The organism is Mesocryomonas lacus (assembly GCF_055730105.2).
Window position 1 is genome coordinate 155514 of sequence record NZ_JBUZWF020000003.1, and the last position, 26619, is coordinate 182132.

Consider the following 26619-nt stretch of genomic DNA (forward strand, 5'->3'; position numbering starts at 1 on the left):
TAGATAAATCATTATGCCGCTTGCAAGCCCCAACGACAGCGGGAACTGTGACAAGTACATTCCGCGTTGGAGGCATTCAGGATAACACCATAAACCGACTATTGCTTATGTCTAGTTCGGAAAAGCACCTCTCTTCGGTTCCCATGGCGACTTTCATCGAGCGCTGATGTTTTAGAATGAAATATCAAACAACTCTTAAATACTGCGAATCCGTTGCATATGTCTCTAAAACATAAGTCCGTAAAAAGTTAAAATTAAGCAATAAGCTGAGCCTCCGTGTCATAAAAGAGAAAAGTGGCTCAAACTCACCCCTCAACCTCCGCCCGCAACATCTCCAACTCCAGCCACTCATCCTCCGCCTTCGCCAGTTCCGCCCGCTTCGCATCCAGCTTCTTCGCGAGCTTGGCAAACCGGCTGGGGTCCTTCGCGAACAGCGTCGGGCTCGCCATTTCGGTCTCGAGATCGGCAATCTCCTTGCCAAGGGTCGCGATGGTTTTCGGCAGGCTTTCGAGGGCGAATTTCTGCTTGTAGGAGAGTTTCGCGCCGGACGGGTTCGCCGGGGGAGGGGCGGTGACGGTCATTTTCGAGGCGCCGGTGAGGTCGTGGTTGCGGCCGCCCTTGCCCTTGCGCTCGGGGATGCCGCGCGCTGATTTGGCGTCGGAGCGGCGCTGGGTCAGCATGTCGGAATAGCCGCCGGCATATTCGATCCACTTGCCCTGGTCGTCGGGGGTGACGATGCTGGTCACCGTGCGGTCGAGGAAGTCGCGGTCATGGCTGACCAGCATGACCGTGCCGGGATAGTTGGCGATCAGCTCCTGTAGGAGGTCCAGCGTCTCCATGTCGAGATCATTGGTCGGCTCGTCCAGCACCAGGAAGTTGGCGGGGGTCGCCATGGTTTTGGCGAGCAGCAGCCGCGCGCGCTCGCCGCCGGAGAGGTTCACGACGGGCGTGCGGATCTGCTCGGGCTGGAACAGGAAGTCCTTGAGGTAGCCGGCGACGTGCCTTGGCTCGCCATTGACCATGACCTGGTCGCCGCGCCCGTCGGTGAGAGCTTCCGACACCGTCTGCTCGTCGCGGAGCGCGGCGCGCTTCTGGTCGAGGAAGGCGAGGTCGAGATTGGTGCCGAGGCGTATCTTGCCGGTGTCGGGCTTGGTCTCGCCGATCAGCATCTTCAGGAGCGTCGTCTTGCCCGCGCCGTTCGGGCCGACGAAGCCGACGCGGTCGCCGCGCTGGATGCGCATGGAGAAATCGTCGACGAGGGTGCGGCCGTTATAGCCTTTGGAGATGTTCTCCGCCTCGATCACCAGCTTGCCGCTCTCGCGCGTCTCTCCGGCGTTCATCTCGGCCATGCCGACGGCCCGGCGGACGTTCTTGCGGTCGGCGCGCATGGCGTGCAGCTCGCCGAGGCGGCGCTGGTTGCGGGTGCGGCGGGCGCTGACGCCATAGCGCAGCCAGTGCTCCTCGCGCACGATCTTGCGGTCCATCTTCTGGAGGTCGCGCTCTTCCTCCTCCAGCGTCTTGTCGCGCCAGGCCTCGAAGGCGCCGAACCCTTCGTTGATCCGCCGTGCGCCGCCGCGGTCGATCCAGACGGTGGCGGTGGTGGTCTTCTCCAGGAAGCGCCGGTCATGGCTGATGACGACGATGGCGCTGCGAAGCGAGCGGATCTCGTCCTCCAGCCATTCAATGGTCGGGAGATCCAGATGGTTGGTCGGCTCGTCGAGGAGGATGATGTCCGGCTCGGGTGCGAGCACCCGCGCGAGCGCGGCGCGGCGCGCCTCTCCGCCGGAGAGGTCGGAGGGGCGGGCGTTCGGGTCGAGGCCGAGCGCATCGATGCAGCGGGTGACGCGGTACGGGTCATCGGCGGGACCGAGGCCGGCGGCGACATAGGCCTCGACGCTGACGGCATCGCCAAAATCCGGCTCCTGCGCGAGGTAGCGGATGGTGGCGCCCGGCTGGCGGAACACCTCGCCGGCATCCGGCTCGACGAAGCCGGCGGCGATCTTGAGGAGCGTCGACTTGCCGGAGCCGTTGCGGCCGACGAGCGCGATGCGGTCGCCCGGCAGGACGCCGAGCTCGACGCCGGTGAGGAGCGGCGTGCCGCCGAAAGTCAGCTTGATGCCGTCGAGACGAAGAAGGGGGGGAAGAGCCATGGTGAGGCTCTAACCCATTTCGGCGCGCGGCGAAATGCACTGCACGCGGTTACCGCCGCCAGTCGGTCGATCAGGCGTGGCCGGGCTCGCCGAAACGCTCGGCCTCGGCGATGTCGCGGTGCAGTTCGGCGGTCCGCGCCTTCACCGGCTTCGAGAAGCGGCCGAGGAGGAGATAGGCGACGGGGGTGACGTAGAGCGTCGCGAAGGTCGCAAGCCCGAGGCCGCCGACGATGACGTAGCCGAGCGCGACGCGCGCCTCGGCGCCGGCGCCCGAGGCGAAGATCAGCGGCACGCCGCCGACGACGGTCGCCACCATCGTCATCATCACCGGCCGCAGGCGCATCAGCGCCGCCTGCTCGATCGCCTCGCGCAGGTCCATGCCCTCCTCGCGCAGCTCGTTGGCGAATTCAACGACGAGGATGCCGTTCTTGGCCATGATGCCGACGAGCAGCACCAGGCCGATCTGGCTGTAGAGGTTGAGGCTGACCCCGAAGAAGGCGAGCGCAAAGGCCGCGCAGCCGAGGCCCAGCGGGACCGTCGCGATGATGATGAGGGCCGAGACGAAGCTCTCGAACTGGGCGGAGAGGACGAGGAGGATGATGACGATGGCAAAGCCGAAGACGATGGCGAGCCCACCCGAGGTCTCCTCAAGTGTTGCCGCTTCCGCCAGCGGCACCAGCCGCATGCCGTCCGGCAGCACCCCGTCCGCGAAGGGCTGGATGTCCGCCCAGGCCTCGGCCAGCGAATAGCCCTCCGGCAGTTCGGCCGAGAGCGAGACCGCGCGCGAGCGGTTCTCGCGGTCGAGCGTCGGCGCGATCGGCCGCTCCTCGGTGGTGGCGACCGAGGACATAGGCACGATGCGGCCGTCCTTGGCCTTCAGGAAGACGTTGCGGAGATCGCCGGGGTCGTTGATCGGGTTGGAGGTGGCGACGATCCGCACCGGGATCTGCTTGTCCTCGATATAGGTCCGCGCGATCTCACGCCCGTCGAGCAGCGACTGCATGGCGGTGGCCAAGCCGTCGATGTCGATGCCAAGGTCCGAGGCCCTTGCGCGGTCGATCAGCACCGAGACCTGCGGCTGGGCGGCTTCCGAGGCCAGCTGCGTGCGGCCCCAGCGGCCGTCGGTGTCCATCGCGCTCTTCAGCTTCGCCGCGGCATTGCCGAGCTCGTCATAATTCTGTCCGGCGATGGCGAAGCGCAGGCCCTGGCCGCCGCCGCGAATGCCGAGCGAGTTCGGCTGGATGGCGAAGGCCCGGACGCCCGGCACGTTGCGCACGGCCGCATTTACCTCGGCGACGATCTCCTGCTGCGAGCGCGTCCGCACCGCCCAGTCGGCGAGCGTCATCACCATGAAGCCGGAATTTGCCGAGCCGCGCCCGGTGGTGGCGAAGATGTTGGTCGCCTCGCCGCTCTCGACATAGGGCAGGACGATGCTCTCGATCCGCCGCATCTGCGCGGCAGTATAATCGAGGCTGGCGCTCTGCGGCGCGGTGATGCGCAGGACGACCTGGCCGCGGTCCTCAGCGGGCGTCAGCTCCTGCGGCAAGGTCTTGAAAGTGAGGTAGGCAGCACCGCAGAAGATCAGGGAAGCGACCACCACCAGCAGCGGGAAATTCAGACAGGCGCGAACGGTGACGGCGTAGAAGCCGGCAAGCTTGCCGCCGAACCAGCGGACGCCATTGGTGAACCGCCCGGCCGGCTTCTCGTCCTCGCGCGCCTTCAGGAACTTTGCCGCCAGCATCGGGCAGAGGGTGAGCGCGATGAAGGAGGAGATGACCACCGCCACCGCCAGCACGAAGCCGAACTCGCGGAACAGTCCGCCGGCAGCGCCCGGCAAAAACGAGATCGGCACGAAGACGGCCGCAAGGGTCGCGGTCGTCGAGATCACCGCGAAGAACACCTGCCGCGTGCCGAGCACCGCCGCCGCTGCCGGTCGCGCGCCCATGTCGCGGCGCCGCACGATGTTCTCGAGCACGATGATGGCGTCGTCAACGACGAGGCCCGTCGCCAGCACCAGTGCGAGCAGCGTCAGGATGTTGATGGAGAAGCCGGCGAGATAGATGAAGGTCAGCGTGCCGATCAGCGCCACCGGCATGGTCACGGCGGGAATAAAGGTCGCACGGATGTTCAGGAGGAAGAGGTAGATCACCGCGACCACGATGATCACGGCAAAGATCAGCGACAGCTCGACCTCGTGGATGGCGCCGTTGATGAACACCGCATTGTCGGAGGTGACGCGCACCGAGACGCCCTCCGGCAAGGTCCGGTTCAACTGCTGGACCATGGCGCGGATGCCGGTGGAAATGTCGAGCGTGCTCGACCCGGCCTGCCGGATGACGCCAAGGCCAATGCCGGTCTGCCCGTTGACGCGTTGCTGCGACGCCGCCTCGTCCGGGCCGAAGCGCACGCTGGCGACGTCGCGTAGCCTCGTGCGGTCGTTCAGCGCGATGTTCTCGAACTCGGCCGGCGACGTCACATTGGCGTCGGTGCGCACGATGAGGTCCTGGGTCGGGGAGGCGAGCGAGCCGGCGGGCACGTCGAGCGCCACGTTGGCCAGCGCCGTCGCGACATTGGCCACCGTCAGCCCGCGCGTTGCCAGGCGGTCCGGCTCGATGTCGACATAGACGAGCTTTTCCCGCTCGCCGGAGAGTTGGAGATCGGCAACGCCCTCGACGGCGGCGAGCTGGTCGGCGATCCGGTCCTCGACGAGGGTCGTGAGATCCTCGATCGCCATGCCCGGCGCGATCACCGCCAGGCGCATGATCGGGTCGGCGTCGGCGTCGGCCTTCACGATACGCGGCTCGTCCGCCTCGTCCGGCAGACTGTTGGCGATGCGGCTGATGGCGTCGCGAATGTCGGATGCGGCGACGTTCAGATCGGTGGAGTCGGTGAATTCGATGGTGACGCGGCTCGACCCGAAGCGGGAGCTCGACGACACCGAGGCGATGCCGGACACGCGGGCGACGGCGCTCTCGACTTCGCTGGTGATCTGCCGGTCGACCGCTTCGGGCGCGGCGCCCTCGAAGTCGATCGAGACGGTGATCACCGGCCGGTCGATGTTCGGCAGTTCGCGAATCTCGACTGCGCGCAAGGAGGCGAGGCCGGCGACGACGATGAGAAGATTGAGGACGATCGTCAGTACCGGCCGGCGGATGAACAGGCTGGTGAGGGCGGTCAGTCCGTCCGGCTTCGAGGGCGAGACGCTCATTCGACCCGAGTCCCAGCGGCCGGAGGCGCTGCGGCGGTCTTGCCGTCGCGCGCAATCGGCGCAATCGCCGCATCCGGCCGGATGGGAACGCCATCATCGCCGATCGTCGGCTCTGCCACCGGCTCGAGCTCGCGGGGGACAGGCGGCTGCTTCATCGCCTCAGCGTTCTGGACCTCGACCTTGCCGCCTTCCCGCAGCGCCTGCACGCCCTCGACCACAACCACGTCGTTTTCCTTGAGGACGTTCGAGGTCACGAGGACGCGGTCGATATTGCGCTCGATGATCCGAACTGGAAGCTTCACCGCGGTGTCGCCCTCGATGCGCCAGACGATCGGTCCTTTGCGCTCCCACTGGACGGAGAGCGGGTCGACCGACAGCAGCCGTTCGCCTTCGAGGGCAAGGTTGATTGAGAACGACATGCCAGGCCGCAGTTCGTCCGCAGCGTTGTCGATGGTTGCCTCGGTCCGCAGCGTGCGGCTGGCCTCGTCGAGCCGGCTGTCGATCGCACTGATCCGGCCGGCATGGATCTTCTCCGGCCGTGCCGTGCTGACTGCCTCGACCGGTCCGCCGATCTCGAGTTCCGGGACGATGGATTCGGGGGTGTAGAAGATGACCTTCAGCTGACGACGGTCGTCGATGGTGGTGATGACCGTCTGGTTGGAAACGAGATCGCCGGTATCGACGCTGACGATGCCGACACGGCCGGCGATCGGCGCGACGATCTTGCGTTTCTGCAAGGCGATCTCGGCACTGCGCAGGTCGAGCCGGGCGTTGTCGAGCTCTCGCCCGCCTGCGGTGACGTCGACCTGGGTGATCGCACGCGATTCCAGCAGGCGTGCAATGCGCACCACCTTCTCCTCGGCCGCTGCCACCGTAATTCGCGCGCGATCGACGGCGAGTTGCTCCGCATCGTCCTCGAGGAGGGCCAGACTGTCCCCGACGGCAACCGTGTCACCGGACTTGAAGGGCACGGTCTCGATGATCCCGGTGACGTCGGGATAAACCGTCACCGACCGCTCGGCTTCGCCTGTTCCGATCGCCCGGACCTGGTTGCGGGTGAGGGAGGTGGTGACGCGGCCGGCACTGACGATCGTCGGCCGTGGCCCGCGGCCCGCCTGACGGGCCGGCGGCGCACTCGTCGTCTCCGTCTTGCTTTGCATCACAGCAGATACCGCCGCCGCGACGGGAGCTGGAAGGGACATCGAGAGAAGGTACGCGCCTGGCCGTGGGTCGAGCGAGAGCCAGATCACCCCGCCGATGCCGAGAGCTGCGAGGGTGACGCCGAGTTGTCGGTAAAGAGCCATGACGTTCCATACGGGCTTGTCGATGAACGGAGGATGAAACGTCCTGACCTCTTCGTGGGATAGCCGATGATAGCCCCGCGCCCGCCCAACAATTTCGTGAGCCAACTTCACCTTGTTTCGCCTGAGAGGGAAACGAAAAAAGGCCCACCTTACGGCGGGCCTTTCTGCTTCTGGCGTTGTTCTTTGGCTTACTGAGCCGGTGCCGTGGTGCCCGTAGCGGGGGCAGAAGTCCCCTCGGTGGTAGCACCAGGGAGCGTTGCGTCCGGGGCGATCCGCATCTGGTCGCGGTTCGCAGCATAGGTGTCGCTGTTATACTCCGGCGCGTTCTTCAGCTGGTCCTGCGTGAACTGCGTGTAGAGATACATCGACCCGCCGCTGTCCTTCATGAACTGAAGGTTGTCCATGGCGACTGCGACCTGCTTCTCACCGATGCCGAGGAAGCCGCCGACGTCGACGATTACGGCATCGACCTGGCCGCCCTGGCTCAGAGCGATGTCGCCAACTTCACCAATGCTCTCGTCGTTCGGCCCGTAGACGGTCGTGCCCTTCAGCTTGTCGGCAGTCAGCTCGGCACCTGTCACCGGCGTCATCGAAGCGCGGTCAGTGGCGCCGCCCGTCGAGGCGGTAGAAGAAGCGTCGGTTCCGGCAGCCGGAGCGGCTGGCGTGGTCGCCGCTGTCGTGCCAGTCGCCGTGGTTGCGGCCATTGGCGCGGTCGCCATGCCACCGGTTGCCGCCGTTGTGGCAGTATCGTTGGAAGCTACATCGGTCGCGTCGGTCTCAAAGCTTGGTGCGGCCTTCAACTGGTCTTTGGTAGCGGCCAAAACAGCGCGCGTCTCGTCACCATCTACCTTGGACAGCTGGAGTTCAGCGAAGGGAACGCCGACATTCTTCTCACCGATGCCGAGGAAGCCACCGACTCCGACAACGGCTGCCGCCACATCACCCGTCTTCTTCATGACGAGATCGTTGACCGAGCCCACCTTCTCAGCGTCGTTGCCCGGACCGGAGTAGATCGTGCTGCCGATCATGTCCTGCGTCAGATACTGGTCGCCGGCAACGGTTGCCGGATAGGTCGTGTCACCCATGGCGGCTGCGGTCTGAACTGGCGCTGCCGCGCTCGGAGCGGATGTCGTAGCGCCGCTGGTCGCCGCGGCTCCGGCTGTCGTGTCCGTCGGAGCCGTAGCTGTCATCGGTGCAGAGGCACCGGTCGCTGCAGCGGCGGACGCGGTGGATTCGACGAATGCTGGTGCTGCGGCCAGTTCTTCCGCCGTCGCGGTCAGGACGGCGCGGGGAGCGTTGTTCTCGCCGACCGACCAGGTGATCTTCTCGAAAGGCACGGCAACGGTCTTGTCGTCCTCAAGGCCGCTGGTGCTGACGATGGCGGCTACGATCTTGCCGTCATTGCCAACCAGGAAGTTGTCAATCTTGCCGGCCGAGGCAGCATCGGCTGCGTTGGTGGCATAAACCGTCAAGCCGGTGAGGTCGCTGGCCAGATACTCGTCCGTACCGATCTGCTGCAGATATGCGCTGTCGGAAGACATTGGCGTGGCTTCAGCACCAGTTGGCGGCGTCGACATCGCCCCGGTCGCTGCCGCCGGTGTGTTCTGTTCGGTAGTGGTTGCCTGAGCAAAGGCGCTGGTTGCGATGATGCTTGCGAGTGCCGTGGTGGCCAAAAGTTTGCGGATCATAGCGTAATTCCTCGTCTTTATTGTCAGGATGCGGGCACGTCGTGCTTATTGCTTCGTCACAGCATGGCGGTGTGCCCTTCACATCTTGATAACCGAACTCGGCGCGCCAAAGTTCCAGAGAAACTCATTTGCATCCGTAGGCTTTTCTTTAAGACAGAAGGCATTGACAGCCCTCGTCCTGCTGGATTTCAGCGTTAGATGCCTCGGCTAACGGCCGTCCCCCCGACGCCGGGCCGGCAGACTGAATGAACACAACGAGCGCGCATCACCGCAGGCGTCGCAATCTCGCCGCTGAAATGGTTTGATCAGGCAAATAGCAACCGACCGGATCGACCGGCGACAGGACAAGATGAAGATCCATACGATTCTGAACCGCGACGGCGGTACGCTGAAGACGACCGACCTCGATCTTTTCGCCAGTCTGATCGTCGACGAGTTCCGCCTTCATGGCCATTCAACAACCGTAGAGCCGATCGCCGGCGACGACATCGAGGAGGCGCTGCGCACGGCAGCCGGGCGTGACGACATCGACGTTCTTCTCGTCGGCGGCGGCGACGGCACCGTCTCAACGGCTGCTGGCGCCTTGATGAACGGGAACATTGCGCTCGGCATCATTCCCGCGGGGACGATGAACCTTTTCGCTCGTACCTTGCAGATTCCGCAGGACATCAACCAGGCTGTTGCGGCGCTGTCGGACGGGATCATCATCCAGGTCGACATCGCCACGGTGAACGGCACGCCCTTTATCCACCAATTCGCCGTGGGCATGCATGCCCGCATGGTCCGGATGCGCGAGAAGTTCGACTACGGCTCGCGGATCGGCAAGATGTTCGCGACGACGCGGGCCCTCATTGCGACCCTTAAAAGCCTGCCGCTCGTCGAGGCAGAGATCGACATCGACGGGACGACCCGCCGCATCCGAACCCCGGCGCTGGCGGTCTCCAATAATGTGTATGGCGACGGTCATCTGCCGTTCGCGGACAATCCGCAGGGCGGCGAACTCGGCGTCTACATCTGCGAGACCCGTGACGTACGCTCGGTGACGCGTCTAACCTTGGACATTCTGGTTGGGGCTTGGCGCGGCAATTCCTCGCTGAAGACCTATACCGCCAAGAAGGTGGTGATCGACTATACGGGCAGCCATCACCGCGATCGCGCCGTTTGCGATGGGGAACTCTGCGACCTCGAAGCGCGGTCAGTGGTCGAGATCCACGCTAAAGCCCTCCGTGTCCTCGTTCCCTCCGATGCGCACTACCACGCGGCAAAGAAATAAAGAGCGACGCAAAAACGCCGGCCTGAGGGGCCGGCGTTTGGTAATTCGCGCAATTTTGGTCAATTCGTCGGTCGACGGGAAGAGAGGGAGTCAGCGTACCAGCTTGTCTGGGTCGGTGCTGTTGTCAGTATAACTATGACCGCCCTGTGCCAGCATCGAAAATGCATCTGCAAGACGAGCTGACAGCGGAGCGTACGCTTCGTCGTCCCGGTGCGTCACCCTTTCTCGAAGCTCTTCCAGCCGTGCCATCTTCTCTTCAGGCGACATGGTTGGATCGTCGAGAACAGCGTCGATGTCTCCGTCAGACAGGATGGCAGTCTGATCAGCAGCCGAAGCGGCCGCCGTACCAGCCAAATTCCTGTCCGATTTCTCGATGTCGAATTGATCTTCGCCCATCAATTGGCCGGTGCAGGTGTTGCCGGCGTAGGCGTCGTTGTTGCGTCGGATGGCGCCGCGGACGAGCTCGGGTTATTGCCGACGCTCGCTGCTGGGATAGCCGACTCGGGCGTTGCCTTAGCAAACAGGGCCAATCCGATCGCGACGATGGCGCACAGTACCAGCGCGGCAATGAGCACTTTGAGGACGGGCGTACCCTTTTTGCCTTGGCGGGCGTCCTGCGGGTCGAGGCGGGTCATCAGCTACTCCAAGTTGAAAATGTCAGCCATATGAGATCGAGGCGCTGGCAAGGGCTGTCCAAGGAAATAGGGCAGCCGAATAGCCTTCTCAGAATCGGCGCTGCCGACCCGCGAGGAGCTTGTAGAGCCCGTAGAAACCCATTCCGGCGATCGGAACGAACAAAAGCTTCTTCTGACGACGGACCGCCCGCATAATCTGCGGGGCGTTCGTCATTGCCGTCACACCCGCGATCGAAGCAATATCGCGCTTAAGTCGGTCATCTGCCTGTGTAACGGGCGGCCGCTTCGCCATCACCGTCAGAATATACGTAACGATAACGAGGAGAAGCGAGACGCCAGCGAAGACGAGGGCGGTCGGCAGGCTACCGAAATGCTGCGCCGACCAAGTGAAAAGGGCAATAATGAGAAAGATGAGCAGCAGGAGCGCGAACACGCCCAGCATGACATACAATCCCACGAGCCGCTTGAGGCGAGCCAGGTAAATCCCTGCCTCGCCCGTGAAAAGCCGTGTGATCAGCGCGAAAACCATGTTCAGTGGAAAATGCGCGCGTAGAGGTAGCCGATCGCCGCAGCAACGATCACAGCCTTGATGGGCTCGGCACGAACCTGCTCGGATACCTGCTCCTCGATGTCAGACACAGCATCCTTCGCCTGTCTGACATACTGCTCACCGCGGTCGCGAACGTCGTCACGAAGAGCAAAGGCCTGACGCTTGGCGCCATCGGCACGCTCGGACGCCATCGACTTCAGGGTCTCGGCGATACCGGCGACATCGGAGCGAAGGTTCGCCACCTGGACTTCCAATTCGGCATCGGTGGAACGCGGGCCACCGGCGGCACCAGCTTCGAAATCATTCGGAATGGTATCGGACTGCATTGAAAGCATCCTCACTTGGAGTTGGCCGGGGCATGCGGTTCGCAAGCGGCTAGGGTGTCGAAGGGTTTATGCCTTCTGCCCGATGACAATGGCCTAGCCTCGGCGCGGTTCCCAACCCCCAGCATTTCCAACCGCCGAAACTATCGTTCCAGCTGCGGATGTTCGGTGAGGATGACGAGGGGGCGACGGTTATCGCCATCCTCCAAAGAAGTTCATCAAGCTGCCGGCGCGACGCCGATGATCTGCGACGAGATGGAATCGGGTCCGTATTCGCCGTCGCCCTCGATGCCCAGAACGTCGGAAATCTTCGTCCGCGCGCGGGAGACCCGGCTCTTGATCGTACCCACGGCGCATTTGCAAATTTCGGCGGCTTCTTCGTAAGAGAAGCCCGAGGCGCCGATGAGGATCAACGCCTCACGCTGGTCGTCCGGAAGCTGCTCTAGCGCCTTGCGGAAGTCCTGCAAGTCGAGGTGACCATGTTGCTCGGGATGGCCGGCGAGTTGCATGGCATGAATACCGTCGACGTCCTGGACCTCACGGCCCTTCTTGCGCATCTGCGTATAAAACTCATTGCGTAGAATGGTGAAAAGCCACGCCTTGAGATTGGTCCCCGGCTGAAAGGTGTGTTGTTTGTCCCACGCCTTGACCAAAGTTTCCTGCACCAGATCGTCGGCGCGATCAAACGAGCCCGACAGCGATGCAGCGAACGCCCTGAGGTTGGGGATAATGGAAATCAGTTCGCGGCGAAATTCCGGATCCTGGCTCATCGAGTTCCTATTCGCGTTCCGGACTTGTCGTGGACGTCTCGGCTGCGTCAAGTGCATCGAGCAGAGCAAGAAACCGGTCGGGAACCGGTTCACTCGCGACGTCGTCGTAATAGGCCTTCAACCGCCGCCCAATGGCTGAGTTGGAGCCGAGGTCGTGTGCAGTAGCCCCGGTTTGCACGCTATGGGTCATCTGCATCTTCCCGTCCTCGTTTTCTCGATCTTCCATCAAGCCTCTCGCAGCCTCGTCCAGAAGGAGTGCGAAGACTGGACCGTCTCCGCATCGCCGTTTCCCGGATGTGTATGTCGATTCCGATTTCGCAAGTCTTTACGCCGCGGCGGCAGGGTCAGCAATCTTTGATATGGCCGAGCGCTGGCAGATCGGTCATAACCGCGCCACAGCGGAAAGGTTCCTCTCGACGGAACTGTAAGGGAGCGCACGCGTTGTCGCGGCGCCGAACATGTTTTGCCGGTCGTTCGGCGTTGGAGAATGTTTTCATGTCGATGTCGTCTCGTATAGCGCCGCACATTCCGTATCTTCGGCGGTATGCGCGTGCCTTGAGTGGCTCGCAGGCGAGCGGCGATGCCTACGTCGCGGCCGTGCTGGAGACCCTCATCGCCGATCCAAGCCTTTTCAGCACCGAGGACAGCCCGCGTATTTCGCTGTACCGCCTGTTCTCATCGCTCTGGCAGTCGGTCGAGGTGAATGTGCGCGACGACGCGCCGGTTTCGGCTTGGGAGGAGAGCGCTTCGCGTAATCTTCGTGCGATTTCGCCGCTGCCGCGTCAGGCTTTTCTGCTGGTAGCCGTCGAGGGATTTACGACGACCGAGGCGGCACAGATTCTCTCCGTTGGCGAGCAGGAGTTCTCGAGCCTGATTGACGAAGCAAGCATTGATATCGGGCGGCAGGTCTCGACTGAGATCATGATCATCGAGGATGAGCCGCTGATCGCCATGGACATCGAGCAGATGGTCGAGAGCCTCGGCCATACTGTCACCGGTATCGCGCGGACCCATAAGGAAGCGCTCGCATTGTTCGAGCAGCAGAAGCCGGGCATGGTTCTCGCAGATATCCAGCTCGCCGACGGCAGCTCAGGGATCGATGCAGTCAACGATATCCTGTCAAAGGTCAGTGTCCCCGTCATCTTCATCACCGCCTTTCCTGAGCGGCTGTTGACGGGAGAGCGGCCGGAGCCGACCTTCCTGGTGACGAAGCCGTTTAATCCGGACATGGTGAAGGCTCTGATCAGCCAGGCATTGTTTTTCGAAACCGAAAAGCGGGCGGCTGCCTAAGCCTTTGGTCGACCAAGAAACACCGCCGGTACCCCGGCGGTGTTTTTGTATTGGCTAACGTATTGCGGTTCAGAATCTCAGGAACCGTGGACAGAAGGACGCGTTGTTCGAGCAGGGTTGGAAAGCGACCCGAACAACGGAAATCGGATGATTTCGCAACGGTTCTAAAGTTGAACAGGCAGCGGCTACAGGCAGGCATGCCCAGCTAAACTCTGACTTTCCGCTGAGCGGGCGGGTCAGGCGGACAAGAGCATGCGTAAAGGTTTGAGCGTCTGCAGATGGTTGCCTCTAAGGCTTTAAAAGCTCTCGCCAATACCGAGATGACGCTGTTCGCGCAAAGCCGCGAGCTTATTTATCTCTGGGTATTTAACGCTTCCAATTCTTGGCTAGATGAAAGTGTTGTTGGGCAAGGTGACCACGACATACTCGACGCTGGCGCAGCCTCAAAATCCGTCTTGGTGAAGAACGAGGTTTTGCGGTCGCAGCGACCGGCGCGTTTTGAGCTTTCCTCAACCTCCGGTTCCGTTACGCGTTGGTTTGATATCCGTGTCGACGTCGATAAGGTCGATGACGTCGTCGTTGGCATTATCGGTACGTCGCTGGAAATCACCGAGCAGAAGCGTCGCGAAGAGACACTCAAAATTCTTCTGCGGGAGTTGTCCCACCGCTCGAAGAACCTGCTTGCCATCATTCAAAGTCTGGCCAGCCAGACCGCCCGCCATTCGGTAACGGTTCCCGAATTCCTCGTTCGGTTCAGAGGGCGCATACAGTCGCTTGCCTCATCCCAGGACATCGTGACCGATGCGGATTGGCGGGGAGCAGATCTCGTCAGCCTCATCGTCATGCAGGTCGAACGGTATGCGCCGGATGGAATGGGGCAGATCTCGTTCGACGGGGTCGATGTATATCTCTCGCCGACCGCATCCTTGCATGTCGGCCTCGCTCTGCACGAACTCGCCGTCAATGCTGCTTCTTATGGCTCGCTCTCCAGCCCCGGCGGCAAGGTTGCGATTTCGTCTGAGTTCGTCGATCAGGACGGGGAGCGAAATCTTCGGCTGATGTGGCGCGAGACAGGTGGTCCACGCGTTCGCAGCGACAATGATACGCGGTTCGGAACGTCGACGCTCGAGCGCATCGTTCCTAATTCAGTGGGCGGTCAGGCTGCATTGGATTACCGGGCCGACGGGCTGCACTACACATTGTTGATTCCGGAATCACAATTCGAGATCAACAGTCCCGAGTAGCGCCGAAAGCACTACCGGTCGCGCCACTTGCCTGCGATAATGCGTAGGCGCGACTACAATTGCCGGCCGTTCAGTTCACTGAAGTGTGAATATTGGCTTAACGCGAACTGGAACCGTTGCCCCAGCGGAATGTTCTTCTTCCCGAAGGAGACGGACCGATGGAACATATCGCTGCATTCATGTTGCTGGTAGGCTGCAATGCCGATGCGTCGGTTTGCAAGGAAATCCCTGTCCCTGTTGCTGCATACGAAGATCAGGCCGAGTGCTCGCAAAACTTATCGTTGCAGATGCGTCTCAGCGATACCGCCGACACGAAGGTGTATGGCGCTTGCAAGGAAGTTTCCGAGGAAGTTTTCGAGGAATCGGCCACAGTCGACTGGACTATTGGCCGTAATGGAAATCTGATCGTAACGTTTGACGCTGCACCCCAGATCGTGGCCGCTCGCTAACTTCTGCCGCGGAATCATTCTGTCAGGATGCGCGTCGATGGAACTTCCGTGCCCTTTTAGAGTTTGAGGGGTGGGACGAAAACAAAATTGGTAGAGGCGCGTAGATGAAAAAGATGATGATGGGGGCTGTTGCCGGTCTTCTGCTGGTGAGCGCGGGTTGTTCGCAGACAGAGCGAGCGACCGGTACGGGCGCTGCGATCGGTGGTCTCGGCGGTGCGGCAATCGGCGCAGGCGTCGGCGGCGGTAAGGGTGCGCTTGTTGGTGGCCTTATCGGTGCAGGCACGGGCGCTGTGGTCGGCAACGTTATCGGCCGTTCACAGGCTGGCGACTGCATCTACCGCGATCAGCGCACTGGTGAGCGCTACGTGGCTGCCTGCCCGTAAAGCCTGCCGGCCAAATTTTGAAAGAAGCATCGCCTTCACGGGCGGTGCTTTTTTCGTTTGAGCTGCCAGTTTTCTTAGTTTTAGCCAGTCTTCTCAGGTTTAGGATGTTGAAATGCTGAAAACGGTTGCTGTTGCCATGTGTGGGCTTCTCGGGTTGTCCGCGTGTAGCAGTTTCAGCAAGGAGTCGCCTGTCTTCGGCGCCGTGTTCGGTGTCAGCGGTGCCGCGGTCACGCCGTACACGCCCGGCAAGGTTCCCGAGCCGCAGCCGGGGCCGGGCGATCGTATGGTCGGCAAAGCCGCCAACAATCCGGGACTTTGCATCTGGGAAACCAGGGCTGGAAACCGTTTCCGCGCCGATTGCGCGGCCTGAAATCGTTCAGCTGTCGGTGAAGAGGTCGAGATAGGCACGGTGTAACTGGTCGCCGGCGGTGATCCTCTGCCGGAACTCGATGCGTCTTATATCGTCGCGATATCCGATCTCGAAGCCGCGGGCGTCGCCCGACAGGATATGCCAGCCCTTCGTTTCCGCGCCACTCCGTCTTGCAAGGGTATCGACGGCGTCGAGGTGGTCTGCATTCATGTGCGTGAGGGCGCGAAGGATCGCGGCCTGAAGCGCTGGATCGACTGGCGGATCCACCACATCGTCCGCCTCCATCCTGTAGGCTTTCGCAAAACCGCCGTTGAGGCTAGCGCTGCCGACGGCTAACCGCGCGATCTGGAAATCGGCGAGATCGCTGTAGGCCGCGGCCTCTGGGTGGCGCGCCAGGAAGCGCGCCTTCAATGCCTTTTCCTCCGGGCTCGCAAGCGCGATGAAATGGGCGGTTCCGGCGAGCGAGATGCGCGGATGCGCCAGCGGGTCGCCGTCTCCGGGCTCGCCCAGGAGCACGCCGCAACGGGGATCGGCCTTCAGGGCAGGGGTGTGCGGCGCAAGGTTGGAGATCAGGACGATCGGGTTACCGGACGCGTCGACTGCAACAGCGACACGGGTTGCCTGTGGCCAACCGGTCTCCGGGTGAAGAGTGGCAATCGCCGCAAAGCGGGCAGTTCGAACGAGCCGGCGCGCCAGAGCGCGGGTCTCGTCGTCGACACCCCGCCAGGGATCCTTCTTCAATCGGTCCATCATCAGCTCCGTTCTTCGCTTTGGGCCGATGCTACACCAACGAACAGGCGATCGACGCATCCAGCAGCGTCCACCATCGTGCGACCCTCTGGTAACTGCAGGAGTGTTACTCCCTGGCCGAACACGACGTCTTACAGCGGCAGGCAACCGGCGGGATTTGCCATTGGATTTCAAGTCAATGCCGAAGACGGGAACGTTCCTGGTTTGCGGAAGCAGGGCATCATCGGTATGGGCTGGATGAAATGCCGACAGCGACCCTGGAAAGGTTCACATGAGTGCCATCATCAAGGATCAGATCATCGCTTTGCTGAAAGGCCTGGACGCGCCCGACGGCAAGGGGGATGTCGTTTCCCGCGGCATGGTCTCCGATATTTTCATCGCCGACGGCAAGGCCTTCTTCTCGCTGTCGGTGCCCGCGGAGGAGGCTCCGCGTTTCGAGCCTTTCCGCCAGGACATCGAACGCAGGCTGACGGCCGTTGAAGGCGTGCGGTCGGGGATGGTGGCGCTGACCGCGGAGAAGACCGCGGGTAGCGGCTCCGCTGTCCCACCGAGGCCTGCACCGGCCGCCCCGGCGGGGCATGCGCACAGCCATTCGCACGGACATGCCCATTCCCATGCCCCGGCCGGGCCCCGTCCCGCGACGCCCGCGGCCCCGGCCCCCCGCACGAACACCGCAAAGCCCGGCGTTCCCGGCATCGACCGCATCATCGCCGTGGCGTCGGGCAAGGGCGGCGTCGGCAAGTCGACCACGGCGGTCAACCTGGCACTCGGTTTTGCGGCCCTCGGGCTGAAAGTCGGCATCCTCGACGCCGACGTCTACGGTCCGTCGATACCGCGGCTGCTCGACATCCGGGAGAAGCCGAAGAGCAATGGCCGCATCATCATTCCGATCGAGGCTTACGGGCTGAAGGCGATGTCGATGGGCCTTCTCGTCGACGAGGAGGTGCCGATGATCTGGCGCGGTCCGATGGTGATGTCCGCGCTGACGCAGATGCTGCGGGAGGTCGAGTGGGGCAAGCTCGACCTGCTCGTCGTCGACATGCCGCCCGGCACCGGCGATGCGCAGCTGACGATGGCGCAGCAGGTGCCGCTGGCTGGCGCCGTCATTGTCTCGACGCCGCAGGATCTCGCTCTGCTCGATGCCCGCAAGGGCCTTGCCATGTTCCGCAAGGTCGACGTGCCCGTGCTCGGCATCGTCGAGAACATGAGCTATTTCCTCTGCCCCTCCTGCGGGGAGCGTTCGGACATCTTCGGCCATGGCGGCGCGCACGCCGAGGCCACGCGGCTTGGCGTGCCGTTCCTCGGCGAGGTTCCGCTGCACATGCGGATCCGCGAGACGTCCGATGCGGGCCGTCCCGTGGTGGCGGCAGAGCCAGATGGACCACACGCTGCGATCTTCAAGTCGATAGCTGCCAATACACTAAGCGCAATGGATTCCGTGGCATCGCGTAAAATACCGGCGCCCAGGATCGTTTTTGAGTGAATGATGAAAAATTAAGCTTGCATCGAATTAGCTGACGCTATGGGATGCGCCGTCATGCGAGCATGCCAAGGCCAGTCCCATGCGAGCGCAGATTCGGCTTTCAATACAACGGAGATCGCGAATGAAAATTGTAACGACGCTTCTGGCTGCGACGGCGCTTGCCCTGACGCTCGGTTCGGCTGCTTCCGCCAAGTCGCTGGTCTATTGCTCGGAAGGTTCGCCGGAAGGTTTCGATCCCGCGCTGTACACGGCCGGCACGACCTTCGATGCGTCGTCGAAGCCGGTCTACAACCGCCTGGTCGAATTCAAGCGCGGCACCACCGAGGTCGTGCCGGGTCTTGCTGAAAGCTGGGAAGTCTCCGAGGACGGCCTCGTCTACACGTTCAAGCTGCGTCCGGGCGTCAAGTTCCAGACCACGGACTTCTTCACGCCGACCCGCGACTTCAATGCCGATGACGTGCTCTTCACCTTCAACCGCCAGAGCGACAAGGCCAACCCGTACTTCTCATATGCGGGCGACACCACCTGGGGCTACTACAACGACATGTCGATGCCGACGCTCGTCAAGTCGTTCGAGAAGGTCGACGATCTGACGGTCAAGCTGACCCTGACGACCCCCAACGCGCCGATGATCGCGAACCTCGCGATGGACTTCGCCTCGGTCATGTCGAAGGAGTACGCCGACAAGCTGCTCGCGGACGGCACCCCAGAGAAGCTGAACCAGCAGCCGCTCGGCACCGGTCCCTTCGCCTTCGTCGCCTACCAGCAGGACGCGGTCATCCGCTACAAGGCCAATCCAGAATATTGGGGTGGCAAGCAGCCGATCGACGATCTGGTTTTCGCGATCACCCAGGATGCCTCGGTTCGCCTGCAGCGCCTGAAGGCCGGCGAGTGCCACGTTGCCGGTTACCCGAACCCTGCTGACATCCCGGCGTTGAAGAGCGACTCGTCGGTGACGATGATGGAGCAGGCCGGCCTCAACGTCGGCTACCTCGCCTACAACGCCTCGCAGCCGCCGTTCGACAAGGCTGAGGTCCGCCGCGCGCTCAACATGGCGATCAACAAGGACGCCATCCTCGAGGCCGTTTATCCCGGCATCGGCCAGGTTGCGAAGAACCCGATCCCGCCGACCATGTGGTCCTACAACGAGAAGATCGTCGACGATAAGTACGATCCGGACGCGGCCAAGAAGATGCTCGACGAGGCCGGCGTCAGCGGACTGAAGATGAAGGTCTGGGCGATGCCGGTGGCGCGTCCGTACAACCCGAACGCCCGCCGCATGGCCGAGCTGATCCAGGCCGATTTCGCCAAGGTCGGCGTCGAGGTCGAGATCGTGACCTACGACTGGACGCAGTACCTGAAGCTCGCGGGCGATCCGAAGCACGACGGCGCGGTCCTTGCGGGCTGGACCGGTGACAATGGCGATCCGGACAACTTCCTCGCCATCCTGCTCGGCTGCGACGGCATTGGCAGCGGCAACAAGGCTGCCTGGTGCAACAAGGATTATGACGCGCTGATCAAGAAGGCCGCCACGATCTCCGACCAGGCCGAGCGCAGCAAGCTCTATGCCGAGGCGCAGACGATCTTCAAGGACCAGGCCCCTTGGGCGACGATCGCGCATTCGCTCGTCAGCCTGCCGATGTCCACGAAGGTCAAGGGCTACCTGATGGATCCGCTCGGCTCGCACCGCTTCGACGGCGTCGACATCGACGAGTAGACTGATCTGAGGCTATAAAGAGCGCCGCCGGCTGGTCCGGCGGCGCTCATCTTTTTTGGTCTGTTGCACGGGGCGTCTCCCGGATGCGGCAGGCGTCAAGGGCACTTTCCATGTTCGGATTTCTTCTCAAGCGGATCGGCCTCCTGATCCCGACCTTCATCGGGGTCACGCTTGTCTCCTTCTTCTTCATTCGGCTCCTGCCCGGCGATCCGATCATCGCGCTGGCCGGTGAGCGCGGCCTTTCGCCGGAACGGTACCAGCAGCTTGTCGTGCAGTTCGGCTATGACAAGCCGCTCTACACCCAGTACCTGATCTATTTCTGGGACATCCTCCGGGGCGATTTCGGCAATTCGATCACCACCAAGCAGCCGGTGCTGCGGGAGTTCATGGCGCTGTTTCCGGCGACGATCGAACTCTCGCTGGTCGCCATGCTGTTTGCCGTGGTCATCGGCATTCCCGCCGGTGTCTTCGCGGCGATCAAGCGCGGCACCTGGTTCGACCAGTCGATCATGGGAACGGCGCTCGTCGGCTATTCCATGCCGATCTTCTGGTGGGGGCTTCTCCTCATCATCTTCTTCTCCGGCTATCTGCAGTGGACGCCGGTGTCGGGCCGCATCTCGCTGATGTACTTCTTCCCGCCGGTCACCGGCTTCATGCTGATCGACAGCCTGTTGTCGGGACAGTCCGGAGCCTTCAAATCGGCGCTGAGCCACCTCGTCCTGCCGGCCATCGTGCTCGGCACGATCCCGCTCGCCGTCATCGCCCGCCAGACCCGTTCGGCCATGCTGGAAGTGCTGGGCGAGGACTATGTCCGCACCGCCCGCGCCAAGGGCCTGTCGCGCTTCCGGGTGGTCGGCATCCACGCGCTGCGCAACGCGCTGATCCCGGTGATCACCACGATCGGCCTGCAGGTCGGCGTGCTGCTCGCCGGCGCCATTCTCACCGAGACGATCTTCTCCTGGCCCGGCATCGGCAAGTGGATGGTCGATTCCGTGTTCAAGCGCGACTATCCGGTGGTGCAGGGCGGCCTTCTGTTCGTCGCTGTCATCATCATGGTCGTCAATCTTTTGGTCGATCTCACCTACGGCCTCATCAACCCGCGGGTTCGCAACTCATGAGCATCGACGCACAGAAGGCCGCCGAGGGCGTCGGCACCGATATTCCGACCGCCAAGCCGCGCAGCATGCGGGCGCAGCAGTTTTCCGAGTTCTGGTTCTATTTCTCGGTCAACAAGGGGGCCGTCGTCGGCCTCGTGGTGTTCGCGCTGATCGTGTTCGCGGCGGTGTTCGCGCCGCTGATCGCGCCGCACAGCCCGACGCTTCAGGACCGCACCGCGCTGCTGATCCCGCCGTTCTGGCAGGAGGGCGGTCGCATCGCCTTTCCGCTCGGCACCGACGCCGTCGGCCGCGACGTCCTGTCCCGGCTGATCCACGGCGCGCGCTTCTCGCTGTTCGTCGGCGTCTTCGTGGTCTCGATCGCGGTGTCGACGGGCGTCGTGCTCGGCCTGATCGCTGGCTATGTCCGCGGCTGGGTCGACACTGTCATCATGCGCGTGATGGACATCATCCTCGCCTTCCCGTCGCTGCTCTTGGCCCTCGTGCTCGTTGCGGTGCTCGGACCCGGCCTGGTCAACGCGATGATCGCCATCGCCCTCGTGCTGCAGCCGCATTTCGTGCGGCTGGCGCGCGCCTCGGTCATGGCCGAGAAGCAGCGGGAATACGTCACGGCGGCGCGCGTCGTCGGGGCAGGGCCGCTGCGGCTGATGTTCAAGACGATCCTGCCGAACTGCCTCGGTCCGCTGATCGTCCAGTCGACGTTGTCCTTCTCCAACGCCATCCTCGACGCGGCAGCGCTCGGCTTCCTCGGCATGGGCGCCCAGCCGCCGACGCCGGAATGGGGCACCATGCTGGCGGAGGCCCGCGAATTCGTGCTGCGGGCCTGGTGGGTCGTCACCTTCCCCGGTCTCGCCATCCTGATCACGGTTCTCGCGATCAACCTGATCGGCGACGGCCTGCGCGACGCGCTCGATCCGAAGCTGAAGCGGAGTTGATCCGGTCCGGCCGTCCCGGTCCGTTCCGTTGCTCGCTTCGACAGACCAACCAGACCGCTAGGTAACGCATGTCCCTTCTCTCCCTTCGCAATCTCACCGTCACCTTCGACACCGCGTCGGGCCCGTTCAGGGCCGTCGACGGCATCGATCTGTCCGTCGATGTCGGCGAGGTGCTCGGCATCGTCGGCGAGTCCGGCTCCGGCAAGTCCGTCGCGATGCTCGGCGTCATGGGGCTTCTGCCTGGCACGGCCACCGTCACCGCCGACGAGATGACCTTCGAAGGTCGCGACATGCTGACGATGACCGGCAAGCAACGGCGCGAGATCATCGGCCGCGATATCGCGATGATCTTCCAGGAGCCGATCGCCAGCCTCAATCCGTGCTTTAATGTCGGCTTCCAGATCGAGGAAGTGCTGAACCAGCATCTCGGTCTCGGCGGCAAGGCAGCGCGGGCGCGGGCGATCGAGTTGCTGAACCTCGTGGGCATCCGCGATGCCGAGGAGAAGCTGAAGAGCTTTCCGCACCAGATGTCGGGTGGCCAGTGCCAGCGGGTGATGATCGCCATCGCCATCGCCTGCGGGCCGAAGCTCCTGATTGCCGACGAGCCGACGACGGCGCTCGACGTCACCATCCAGAAGCAGATCCTCGATCTCCTGCTCGACCTCCAGCAGAAACACGGCATGGCGCTGATCATGATCACTCATGACATGGGCGTCATCGCCGAGACGGCGGACCGCGTCATCGTCCAGTACAAGGGCAAGAAGATGGAGGAGGCCGACGTGCTGTCGCTCTTCACCGCGCCGAAGAGCAGCTACACCCGGGCTCTGCTGTCGGCCTTGCCGGAAAATGCCACGGGCTCGCGGCTGCCGACGGTGTCCGACTTCGTCCTGGCCGAAACCGCTGCGGGAGCAAGCGCATGAGCATCGTGATCGAGGCGCGCAACCTGAAGCGCGACTACGAAGTGCCCGCCGGCCTGTTCAAGCCGGTGAAGAAGGTACACGCGGTCAAGGGCGTCAGCTTTTCGGTCGAGAAGGGCAAGACGCTGGCGATCGTGGGGGAGAGCGGCTGCGGCAAGTCGACCCTCGCGCGGATCCTGGCGCTGATCGATGCGCAGACCGCAGGCGATCTGCTGATCGACGGCCTTCCCGTCAATATCGGCACTTCCAAGCCGGGAGCCGATCTCCGCCGCAAGGTGCAGATCGTTTTCCAGAACCCTTATTCTTCGCTGAACCCGCGCCAGAAGGTCGGCGACGTGCTGACCGAGCCGCTGGTGCTGAACACCCAGCACACGGCAGCAGAACGGCGGGAACTCGCCATGCAGATGCTGGTAAAGGTCGGGCTCGGCCCCGAGCACTACAACCGCTACCCCCACATGTTCTCCGGCGGCCAGCGCCAGCGCATCGCCATCGCCCGCGCCCTGATGCTGAACCCCAGCATCCTCGTGCTCGACGAGCCGGTCTCGGCGTTGGATCTCTCCGTCCAAGCGCAGATCCTGAACCTTCTCGCTGACCTGCAGCAGGAGTTCGGCCTGACCTACGTCTTCATCAGCCATGACCTGTCGGTCGTCCGCTTCATCGCCGATGAGGTGATGGTGATGTACTACGGCGAGGTGGTCGAGCACGGGCCCAAGGCGCGCGTCTTCGCCGACCCCCAGCATGAATATACCCGCACGCTGTTCGCCGCGACGCCGATCACCGATGTCGACAGCATCCGCAAGCGGGTAGCGGCGAAGAAGGCGGCCGCGGCGGCCTGAGATCGCCGGCGGCGACGCTGGTTTCCTCTCCCTTCCGGGGAGAAGGTCGCGGCAGCGGGATGAGGGGCTGCGCAGATGCCGGACATCAGATTTGCTGTATCTGCCGTCCGCGGCACCATGGCGCCGGCGTCCCCTCATCTGCCTGCCGGCCACTTCTCCCCGGTGGGGAGAAGAACCAGCTTTGCCGTCGCCTAATTCCGCTTCTGATGCCGGCCGAGTGCGGTGATGATTTCCTGCGCTCCGATGCGGCCGATGATGCGGCCCTGTTCCGACACCATGACCTCGCCGCCGCCCTCGGAAACGACCTCCATCACCTTGCGCAAGGGCGTGTGGCTATGCGCCGAGCCGGCAATGCGGGCGTCGAGGCCGCCGGCCGTCCGGTCGAGCGGCACCATGACGTCGCCGGCCGTCAGCACATTCAGCGGGTTCATGTGGGTGACGAAAGCGGCGACGTAGTCGTTCGCCGGCCGCATCACGATGTCCTGCGCCGTGCCGACCTGGATGATGCGTCCGCCTTCCATGATGGCGATGCGGTTGCCAAGCTTGAACGCTTCGTCGAGGTCATGGCTGACGAAGATGATGGTCTTCTTCAACCGGGCCTGGATCTCCAGGAGCTCGTCCTGCAGACGGGTGCGGATCAGCGGGTCGAGCGCCGAGAAAGGCTCGTCCATCAGGAGGATCGGCGCGTCGGTGGCGAAGGCGCGGGCGAGGCCGACGCGCTGCTGCATGCCGCCGGAGAGCTGGCCGACCAGCGAATGGGCGCGGTCGCTAAGGCCGACAAGCTCCAGCTGGCGCATCACCCGGTCGCGCCGCTCAATCTTGCCGCAGCCGGCGAGCTCGAGGCCGAGGCCGACATTCTCGGCAACCGAGCGCCAGGGCAGCAGCGCGAACTGCTGGAACACCATCGCCACCTCGTGCCGGCGCAGTTCGCGCAGGCGCTTGCCGCCGCAGTCCTTCGGATCGACCGGGCCACGGCCGGTGTCGACGACCACGCGTCCGCGGGTGATCGGCGCGAGGCCGTTGACGGCGCGGATCAGCGTCGACTTGCCCGAGCCGGAGAGGCCCATCAGCACGGCGATCTCGCCTTCGGCGATGTCGAGGCTGGCATCGGCGACGCCGAGGATGACGCCGAGCTGCTCGTTGATCGCCTGGCGCGTCGCGCCCGCATCGACCAGCGGCAAGGCGGCCTCGGCCTTCTTGCCGAAGACGATGGAGACGTTCTGGAATGAGACGATGGGCCTTGCCGTCGTAGGCGTAAGCGGGGAATGGTCGATCGAGCTCACCGGCGGCCTCCTTCGTCGACGCGGAAGAAGCGGTCGAGGATGATGGCGAGGAGCACGATCGCAAGACCCGCCTCGAAGCCCTGGGCGATGTTGATCGAGTTCAGCGCCCGCAGGACGGGCACGCCGAGGCCCGGCGCGCCGACGAGGGCGGCGATCACCACCATCGACAGCGACAGCATGATGGTCTGCGTCAGGCCGGCCATGATCTGCGGCGCGGCATAGGGGATCTCCACCTTCATCAGCCGCTGGAACGGCGTCGCGCCGAAGGCGTCGCCGGCCTCGATCAGCTGCAGTGGCGTCGAAGCGATGCCGAGCCGGGTCAGCCGGATCGGCGAGGGCAAGGCGAAGATCACCGTCGCCACGAGGCCAGGCACCATGCCGAGTCCGAACAGGATGAGGGCGGGGATGAGGTAGACGAAGGTCGGGATGGTCTGCATGAGGTCGAGCACGGGCCGCAGTGCAGCATAAAGCCAGGGTCGGCGGGCAGCCGCGATACCAACGGGTATGCCGATGATCATGCAGACGGAGGTCGAGGCGATGACCAGCGCTAGCGTCTCGGTAGTTTCCTTCCAGTAGCCGAGATTGACGATGAGCAGGAAGCCAAGGATCGTGAAAAGGACGATCGGCACCGAGCGGCGCATGGCATAGGCGATGACACCGAAAGCCGCGATCACCGCGAAGGGATGCGGTGTCTGCAGGACGTAGAGGATGGCGTCGATGAAGGCCTCGAGGCCAACCTGGATGGCGTCGAAGACCCCGGTGAAATTGTCCGTCAGCCAGTCGACGAAAGCTGCGGCGTAGCTGCCGATCGGCAGGCGGTGGCCTTCAATCCATTCCACGGGTCAACGTCACTCTCTTGTAGAAGGCCTTGGCCCGGCTTGCGTCGGGCCTCCTGGCAGGAAGGGGAAGGGCTCTGCCCTCCGTTGTCGTGCGGCGATGGCCGGGCTTTCGCCGCGGTGCGTGCTGCTCTCAGGAGCCGAGGGCCGCCGTCACGGCCGGCAGCCCGTCCTTGCCGTCGACCGTGGTCACGCCGCCGAGCCAGCTCGTCACCGCATCCGGATTGGCCTTCAGCCAGGCCTTGGCCGCATCGGCTGGATCCTGCTTGTCGTCGAGGATCGCGCCCATCACGGCGTTCTCCATGTCGAGCGAGAAGGTGAGGTTGGCGAGCAGCTTGCCGACGTTCGGGCATTCGGCGGAGTAGCCGGCCCGGGTGGTGGTGTAGATCGTTGCGCCGCCGAGGTCGGGGCCGAAGAAGTCGTCACCACCCGGAAGGTAAGCGAGCTTGAAGTTCTTGTTCATGGGGTGCGGCGCCCAGCCGAGGAACACCACCGGCTTCTCCGACTTGGTGGCGCGTGCCACCTGGCTCAGCATGCCCTGTTCGGAGGATTCCACTAGCTCGAACTTGCCGAGGCCGAAGGCATCCTTCGAGATCATGTCGAGGATCAGCCGGTTGCCGTCATTGCCCGGCTCGATGCCGTAGATCTTGCCGTCCAGCTTGTCGGAGAACTTGGCGATATCGGCGAAGGTCTTGAGGCCCTCGTCGTAAAGGTACTGCGGCACCGCCAGCGTGTACTTCGCGCCCGTGAGGTTGGCCTTCACGCTGTCGACCGTCTTGTCGTCGATATAGGGTTTCACGTCGGCGGCCATCGACGGCATCCAGTTGCCAAGGAAGACGTCGATGTCCTTGTTCTTCATCGAGGCGAAGGTGACGGGAACCGACAGAACCTTGGTGTCCGGCGTATAGCCGAGGCCCTTGAGGATCTCGGTGGTCACGGCGGTTGTCGCGGTGATGTCGGTCCAGCCGACGTCGGAGAAGCGCACGGTCTTGCACGCCTCGGGCTCGGCAGCGAAAGCCGGCCCGGCCACCGACAAGGCCAGTGCGAGGGCGGCGAGGGTATGGGGAGCGCGCATGGATGCAGATCCTTCCAGTGTCGCCCTCGGGGCGA

General features: G+C 63.4%; 26 protein-coding genes. 12 read left to right on the top strand and 14 right to left on the bottom strand.

Annotated features, from left to right (window positions below; genetic code table 11):
• Nucleotides 1-305: 305 nt before the first annotated feature.
• The 4 genes from ACZLZQ_RS10595 to ACZLZQ_RS10610 all read right to left on the bottom strand — a co-directional run bounded on the left by ACZLZQ_RS10595 (nt 306) and on the right by ACZLZQ_RS10610 (nt 8350).
• A complete protein-coding gene (locus ACZLZQ_RS10595) occupies nt 306-2150 on the bottom strand; it encodes an ABC-F family ATP-binding cassette domain-containing protein (RefSeq protein ID WP_472949343.1) in 1845 nt (614 codons plus the stop codon).
• 70 nt (nt 2151-2220) lie between these two features.
• Nucleotides 2221-5358 carry an efflux RND transporter permease subunit gene (locus ACZLZQ_RS10600; protein WP_472949344.1) on the bottom strand — a complete coding sequence of 1046 codons (3138 nt, stop codon included), beginning with the start codon at nt 5356-5358 and terminating at the stop codon, nt 2221-2223.
• The gene (locus ACZLZQ_RS10605; RefSeq protein WP_472949345.1) at nt 5355-6662 is read right to left on the bottom strand and encodes an efflux RND transporter periplasmic adaptor subunit; all 1308 of its coding nucleotides are present in this window, start codon (nt 6660-6662) and stop codon (nt 5355-5357) included. Before ACZLZQ_RS10605 ends, ACZLZQ_RS10600 begins: the two co-directional genes overlap by 4 nt.
• 188 nt (nt 6663-6850) lie before the next feature.
• Entirely contained in the window at nt 6851-8350 is a 1500-nt protein-coding gene (locus tag ACZLZQ_RS10610) for a PRC-barrel domain-containing protein (RefSeq protein ID WP_472949346.1), read from the bottom strand.
• Between the two features lie 349 nt (nt 8351-8699).
• On the opposite strand from ACZLZQ_RS10610, the gene ACZLZQ_RS10615 reads away from it, so the two are divergent.
• Complete coding sequence (locus ACZLZQ_RS10615) at nt 8700-9623, top strand: diacylglycerol/lipid kinase family protein (RefSeq protein ID WP_472949347.1); 924 nt, start codon at nt 8700-8702, stop codon at nt 9621-9623.
• A gap of 90 nt (nt 9624-9713) precedes the next feature.
• On the opposite strand, the gene ACZLZQ_RS10620 is transcribed toward ACZLZQ_RS10615, so the two are convergent.
• From ACZLZQ_RS10620 to ACZLZQ_RS10645, 6 genes are all read right to left on the bottom strand, one after another.
• Nucleotides 9714-10019 (bottom strand): hypothetical protein, encoded by a 306-nt coding sequence (locus ACZLZQ_RS10620; protein WP_472949348.1) that lies wholly within the window; start codon nt 10017-10019, stop codon nt 9714-9716.
• Nucleotides 10019-10258 carry a hypothetical protein gene (locus ACZLZQ_RS10625; RefSeq protein ID WP_472949349.1) on the bottom strand — a complete coding sequence of 80 codons (240 nt, stop codon included), beginning with the start codon at nt 10256-10258 and terminating at the stop codon, nt 10019-10021. The genes ACZLZQ_RS10620 and ACZLZQ_RS10625 overlap by 1 nt, the downstream gene beginning before the upstream one ends.
• 88 nt (nt 10259-10346) lie before the next feature.
• Nucleotides 10347-10787: a hypothetical protein gene (locus tag ACZLZQ_RS10630; RefSeq protein ID WP_472933099.1), complete on the bottom strand. Its 441-nt coding sequence runs from the start codon at nt 10785-10787 to the stop codon at nt 10347-10349.
• Nucleotides 10788-10789: 2 nt separating this feature from the next.
• Nucleotides 10790-11134 carry an ElaB/YgaM/YqjD family protein gene (locus ACZLZQ_RS10635; RefSeq protein ID WP_472949350.1) on the bottom strand — a complete coding sequence of 115 codons (345 nt, stop codon included), beginning with the start codon at nt 11132-11134 and terminating at the stop codon, nt 10790-10792.
• A gap of 215 nt (nt 11135-11349) precedes the next feature.
• Nucleotides 11350-11901 carry a sigma-70 family RNA polymerase sigma factor gene (locus tag ACZLZQ_RS10640; protein ID WP_472933095.1) on the bottom strand — a complete coding sequence of 184 codons (552 nt, stop codon included), beginning with the start codon at nt 11899-11901 and terminating at the stop codon, nt 11350-11352.
• Between the two features lie 7 nt (nt 11902-11908).
• Nucleotides 11909-12097 (bottom strand): NepR family anti-sigma factor, encoded by a 189-nt coding sequence (locus tag ACZLZQ_RS10645; RefSeq protein WP_472933093.1) that lies wholly within the window; start codon nt 12095-12097, stop codon nt 11909-11911.
• A 299-nt stretch (nt 12098-12396) separates the two neighbouring features.
• Between ACZLZQ_RS10645 and ACZLZQ_RS10650 the strand changes: the two genes are divergently transcribed.
• The 5 genes from ACZLZQ_RS10650 (at nt 12397) to ACZLZQ_RS10670 (ending at nt 15637) form a co-directional block, all read left to right on the top strand.
• Nucleotides 12397-13191: a response regulator gene (locus ACZLZQ_RS10650; protein WP_472933091.1), complete on the top strand. Its 795-nt coding sequence runs from the start codon at nt 12397-12399 to the stop codon at nt 13189-13191.
• 278 nt (nt 13192-13469) lie between these two features.
• Entirely contained in the window at nt 13470-14435 is a 966-nt protein-coding gene (locus tag ACZLZQ_RS10655; RefSeq protein WP_472949351.1) for a sensor histidine kinase, read from the top strand.
• Between the two features lie 158 nt (nt 14436-14593).
• Nucleotides 14594-14884, top strand: a complete 291-nt coding sequence (locus tag ACZLZQ_RS10660) for a hypothetical protein (RefSeq protein ID WP_472949352.1) — start codon at nt 14594-14596, stop codon at nt 14882-14884.
• Nucleotides 14885-14988: 104 nt separating this feature from the next.
• Entirely contained in the window at nt 14989-15267 is a 279-nt protein-coding gene (locus ACZLZQ_RS10665) for a YMGG-like glycine zipper-containing protein (RefSeq protein WP_472936808.1), read from the top strand.
• Nucleotides 15268-15379: 112 nt separating this feature from the next.
• Nucleotides 15380-15637: a hypothetical protein gene (locus tag ACZLZQ_RS10670; protein ID WP_472949353.1), complete on the top strand. Its 258-nt coding sequence runs from the start codon at nt 15380-15382 to the stop codon at nt 15635-15637.
• Between the two features lie 6 nt (nt 15638-15643).
• Here the strand turns inward: ACZLZQ_RS10670 and ACZLZQ_RS10675 are convergent, their stop codons facing one another.
• Complete coding sequence (locus tag ACZLZQ_RS10675) at nt 15644-16387, bottom strand: HugZ family pyridoxamine 5'-phosphate oxidase (RefSeq protein ID WP_472949354.1); 744 nt, start codon at nt 16385-16387, stop codon at nt 15644-15646.
• Nucleotides 16388-16658: 271 nt separating this feature from the next.
• Here ACZLZQ_RS10675 and ACZLZQ_RS10680 point away from each other — a divergent pair, with 271 nt between their 5' ends.
• The 6 genes from ACZLZQ_RS10680 to ACZLZQ_RS10705 all read left to right on the top strand — a co-directional run bounded on the left by ACZLZQ_RS10680 (nt 16659) and on the right by ACZLZQ_RS10705 (nt 23390).
• Nucleotides 16659-17870, top strand: a complete 1212-nt coding sequence (locus ACZLZQ_RS10680) for an Mrp/NBP35 family ATP-binding protein (RefSeq protein WP_472949355.1) — start codon at nt 16659-16661, stop codon at nt 17868-17870.
• A 121-nt stretch (nt 17871-17991) separates the two neighbouring features.
• Entirely contained in the window at nt 17992-19587 is a 1596-nt protein-coding gene (locus ACZLZQ_RS10685; protein WP_472933076.1) for an ABC transporter substrate-binding protein, read from the top strand.
• A gap of 110 nt (nt 19588-19697) precedes the next feature.
• A complete protein-coding gene (locus ACZLZQ_RS10690) occupies nt 19698-20705 on the top strand; it encodes an ABC transporter permease subunit (protein WP_472933074.1) in 1008 nt (335 codons plus the stop codon).
• 65 nt (nt 20706-20770) lie between these two features.
• Entirely contained in the window at nt 20771-21637 is an 867-nt protein-coding gene (locus tag ACZLZQ_RS10695; RefSeq protein WP_472933157.1) for an ABC transporter permease subunit, read from the top strand.
• A 68-nt stretch (nt 21638-21705) separates the two neighbouring features.
• Entirely contained in the window at nt 21706-22557 is an 852-nt protein-coding gene (locus ACZLZQ_RS10700; RefSeq protein WP_472949356.1) for an ABC transporter ATP-binding protein, read from the top strand.
• The gene (locus tag ACZLZQ_RS10705) at nt 22554-23390 is read left to right on the top strand and encodes a dipeptide ABC transporter ATP-binding protein (protein ID WP_472949357.1); all 837 of its coding nucleotides are present in this window, start codon (nt 22554-22556) and stop codon (nt 23388-23390) included. Before ACZLZQ_RS10700 ends, ACZLZQ_RS10705 begins: the two co-directional genes overlap by 4 nt.
• A 191-nt stretch (nt 23391-23581) precedes the next feature.
• Here the strand turns inward: ACZLZQ_RS10705 and choV are convergent, their stop codons facing one another.
• From choV to ACZLZQ_RS10720, 3 genes are all read right to left on the bottom strand, one after another.
• Nucleotides 23582-24664: a choline ABC transporter ATP-binding protein gene (gene choV, locus ACZLZQ_RS10710; protein ID WP_472949902.1), complete on the bottom strand. Its 1083-nt coding sequence runs from the start codon at nt 24662-24664 to the stop codon at nt 23582-23584.
• Between the two features lie 5 nt (nt 24665-24669).
• Nucleotides 24670-25512, bottom strand: a complete 843-nt coding sequence (gene choW, locus ACZLZQ_RS10715; protein ID WP_472949358.1) for a choline ABC transporter permease subunit — start codon at nt 25510-25512, stop codon at nt 24670-24672.
• Nucleotides 25513-25642: 130 nt separating this feature from the next.
• A complete protein-coding gene (locus tag ACZLZQ_RS10720; protein WP_472933064.1) occupies nt 25643-26584 on the bottom strand; it encodes a choline ABC transporter substrate-binding protein in 942 nt (313 codons plus the stop codon).
• Between the last annotated feature and the right edge of the window lie 35 nt (nt 26585-26619).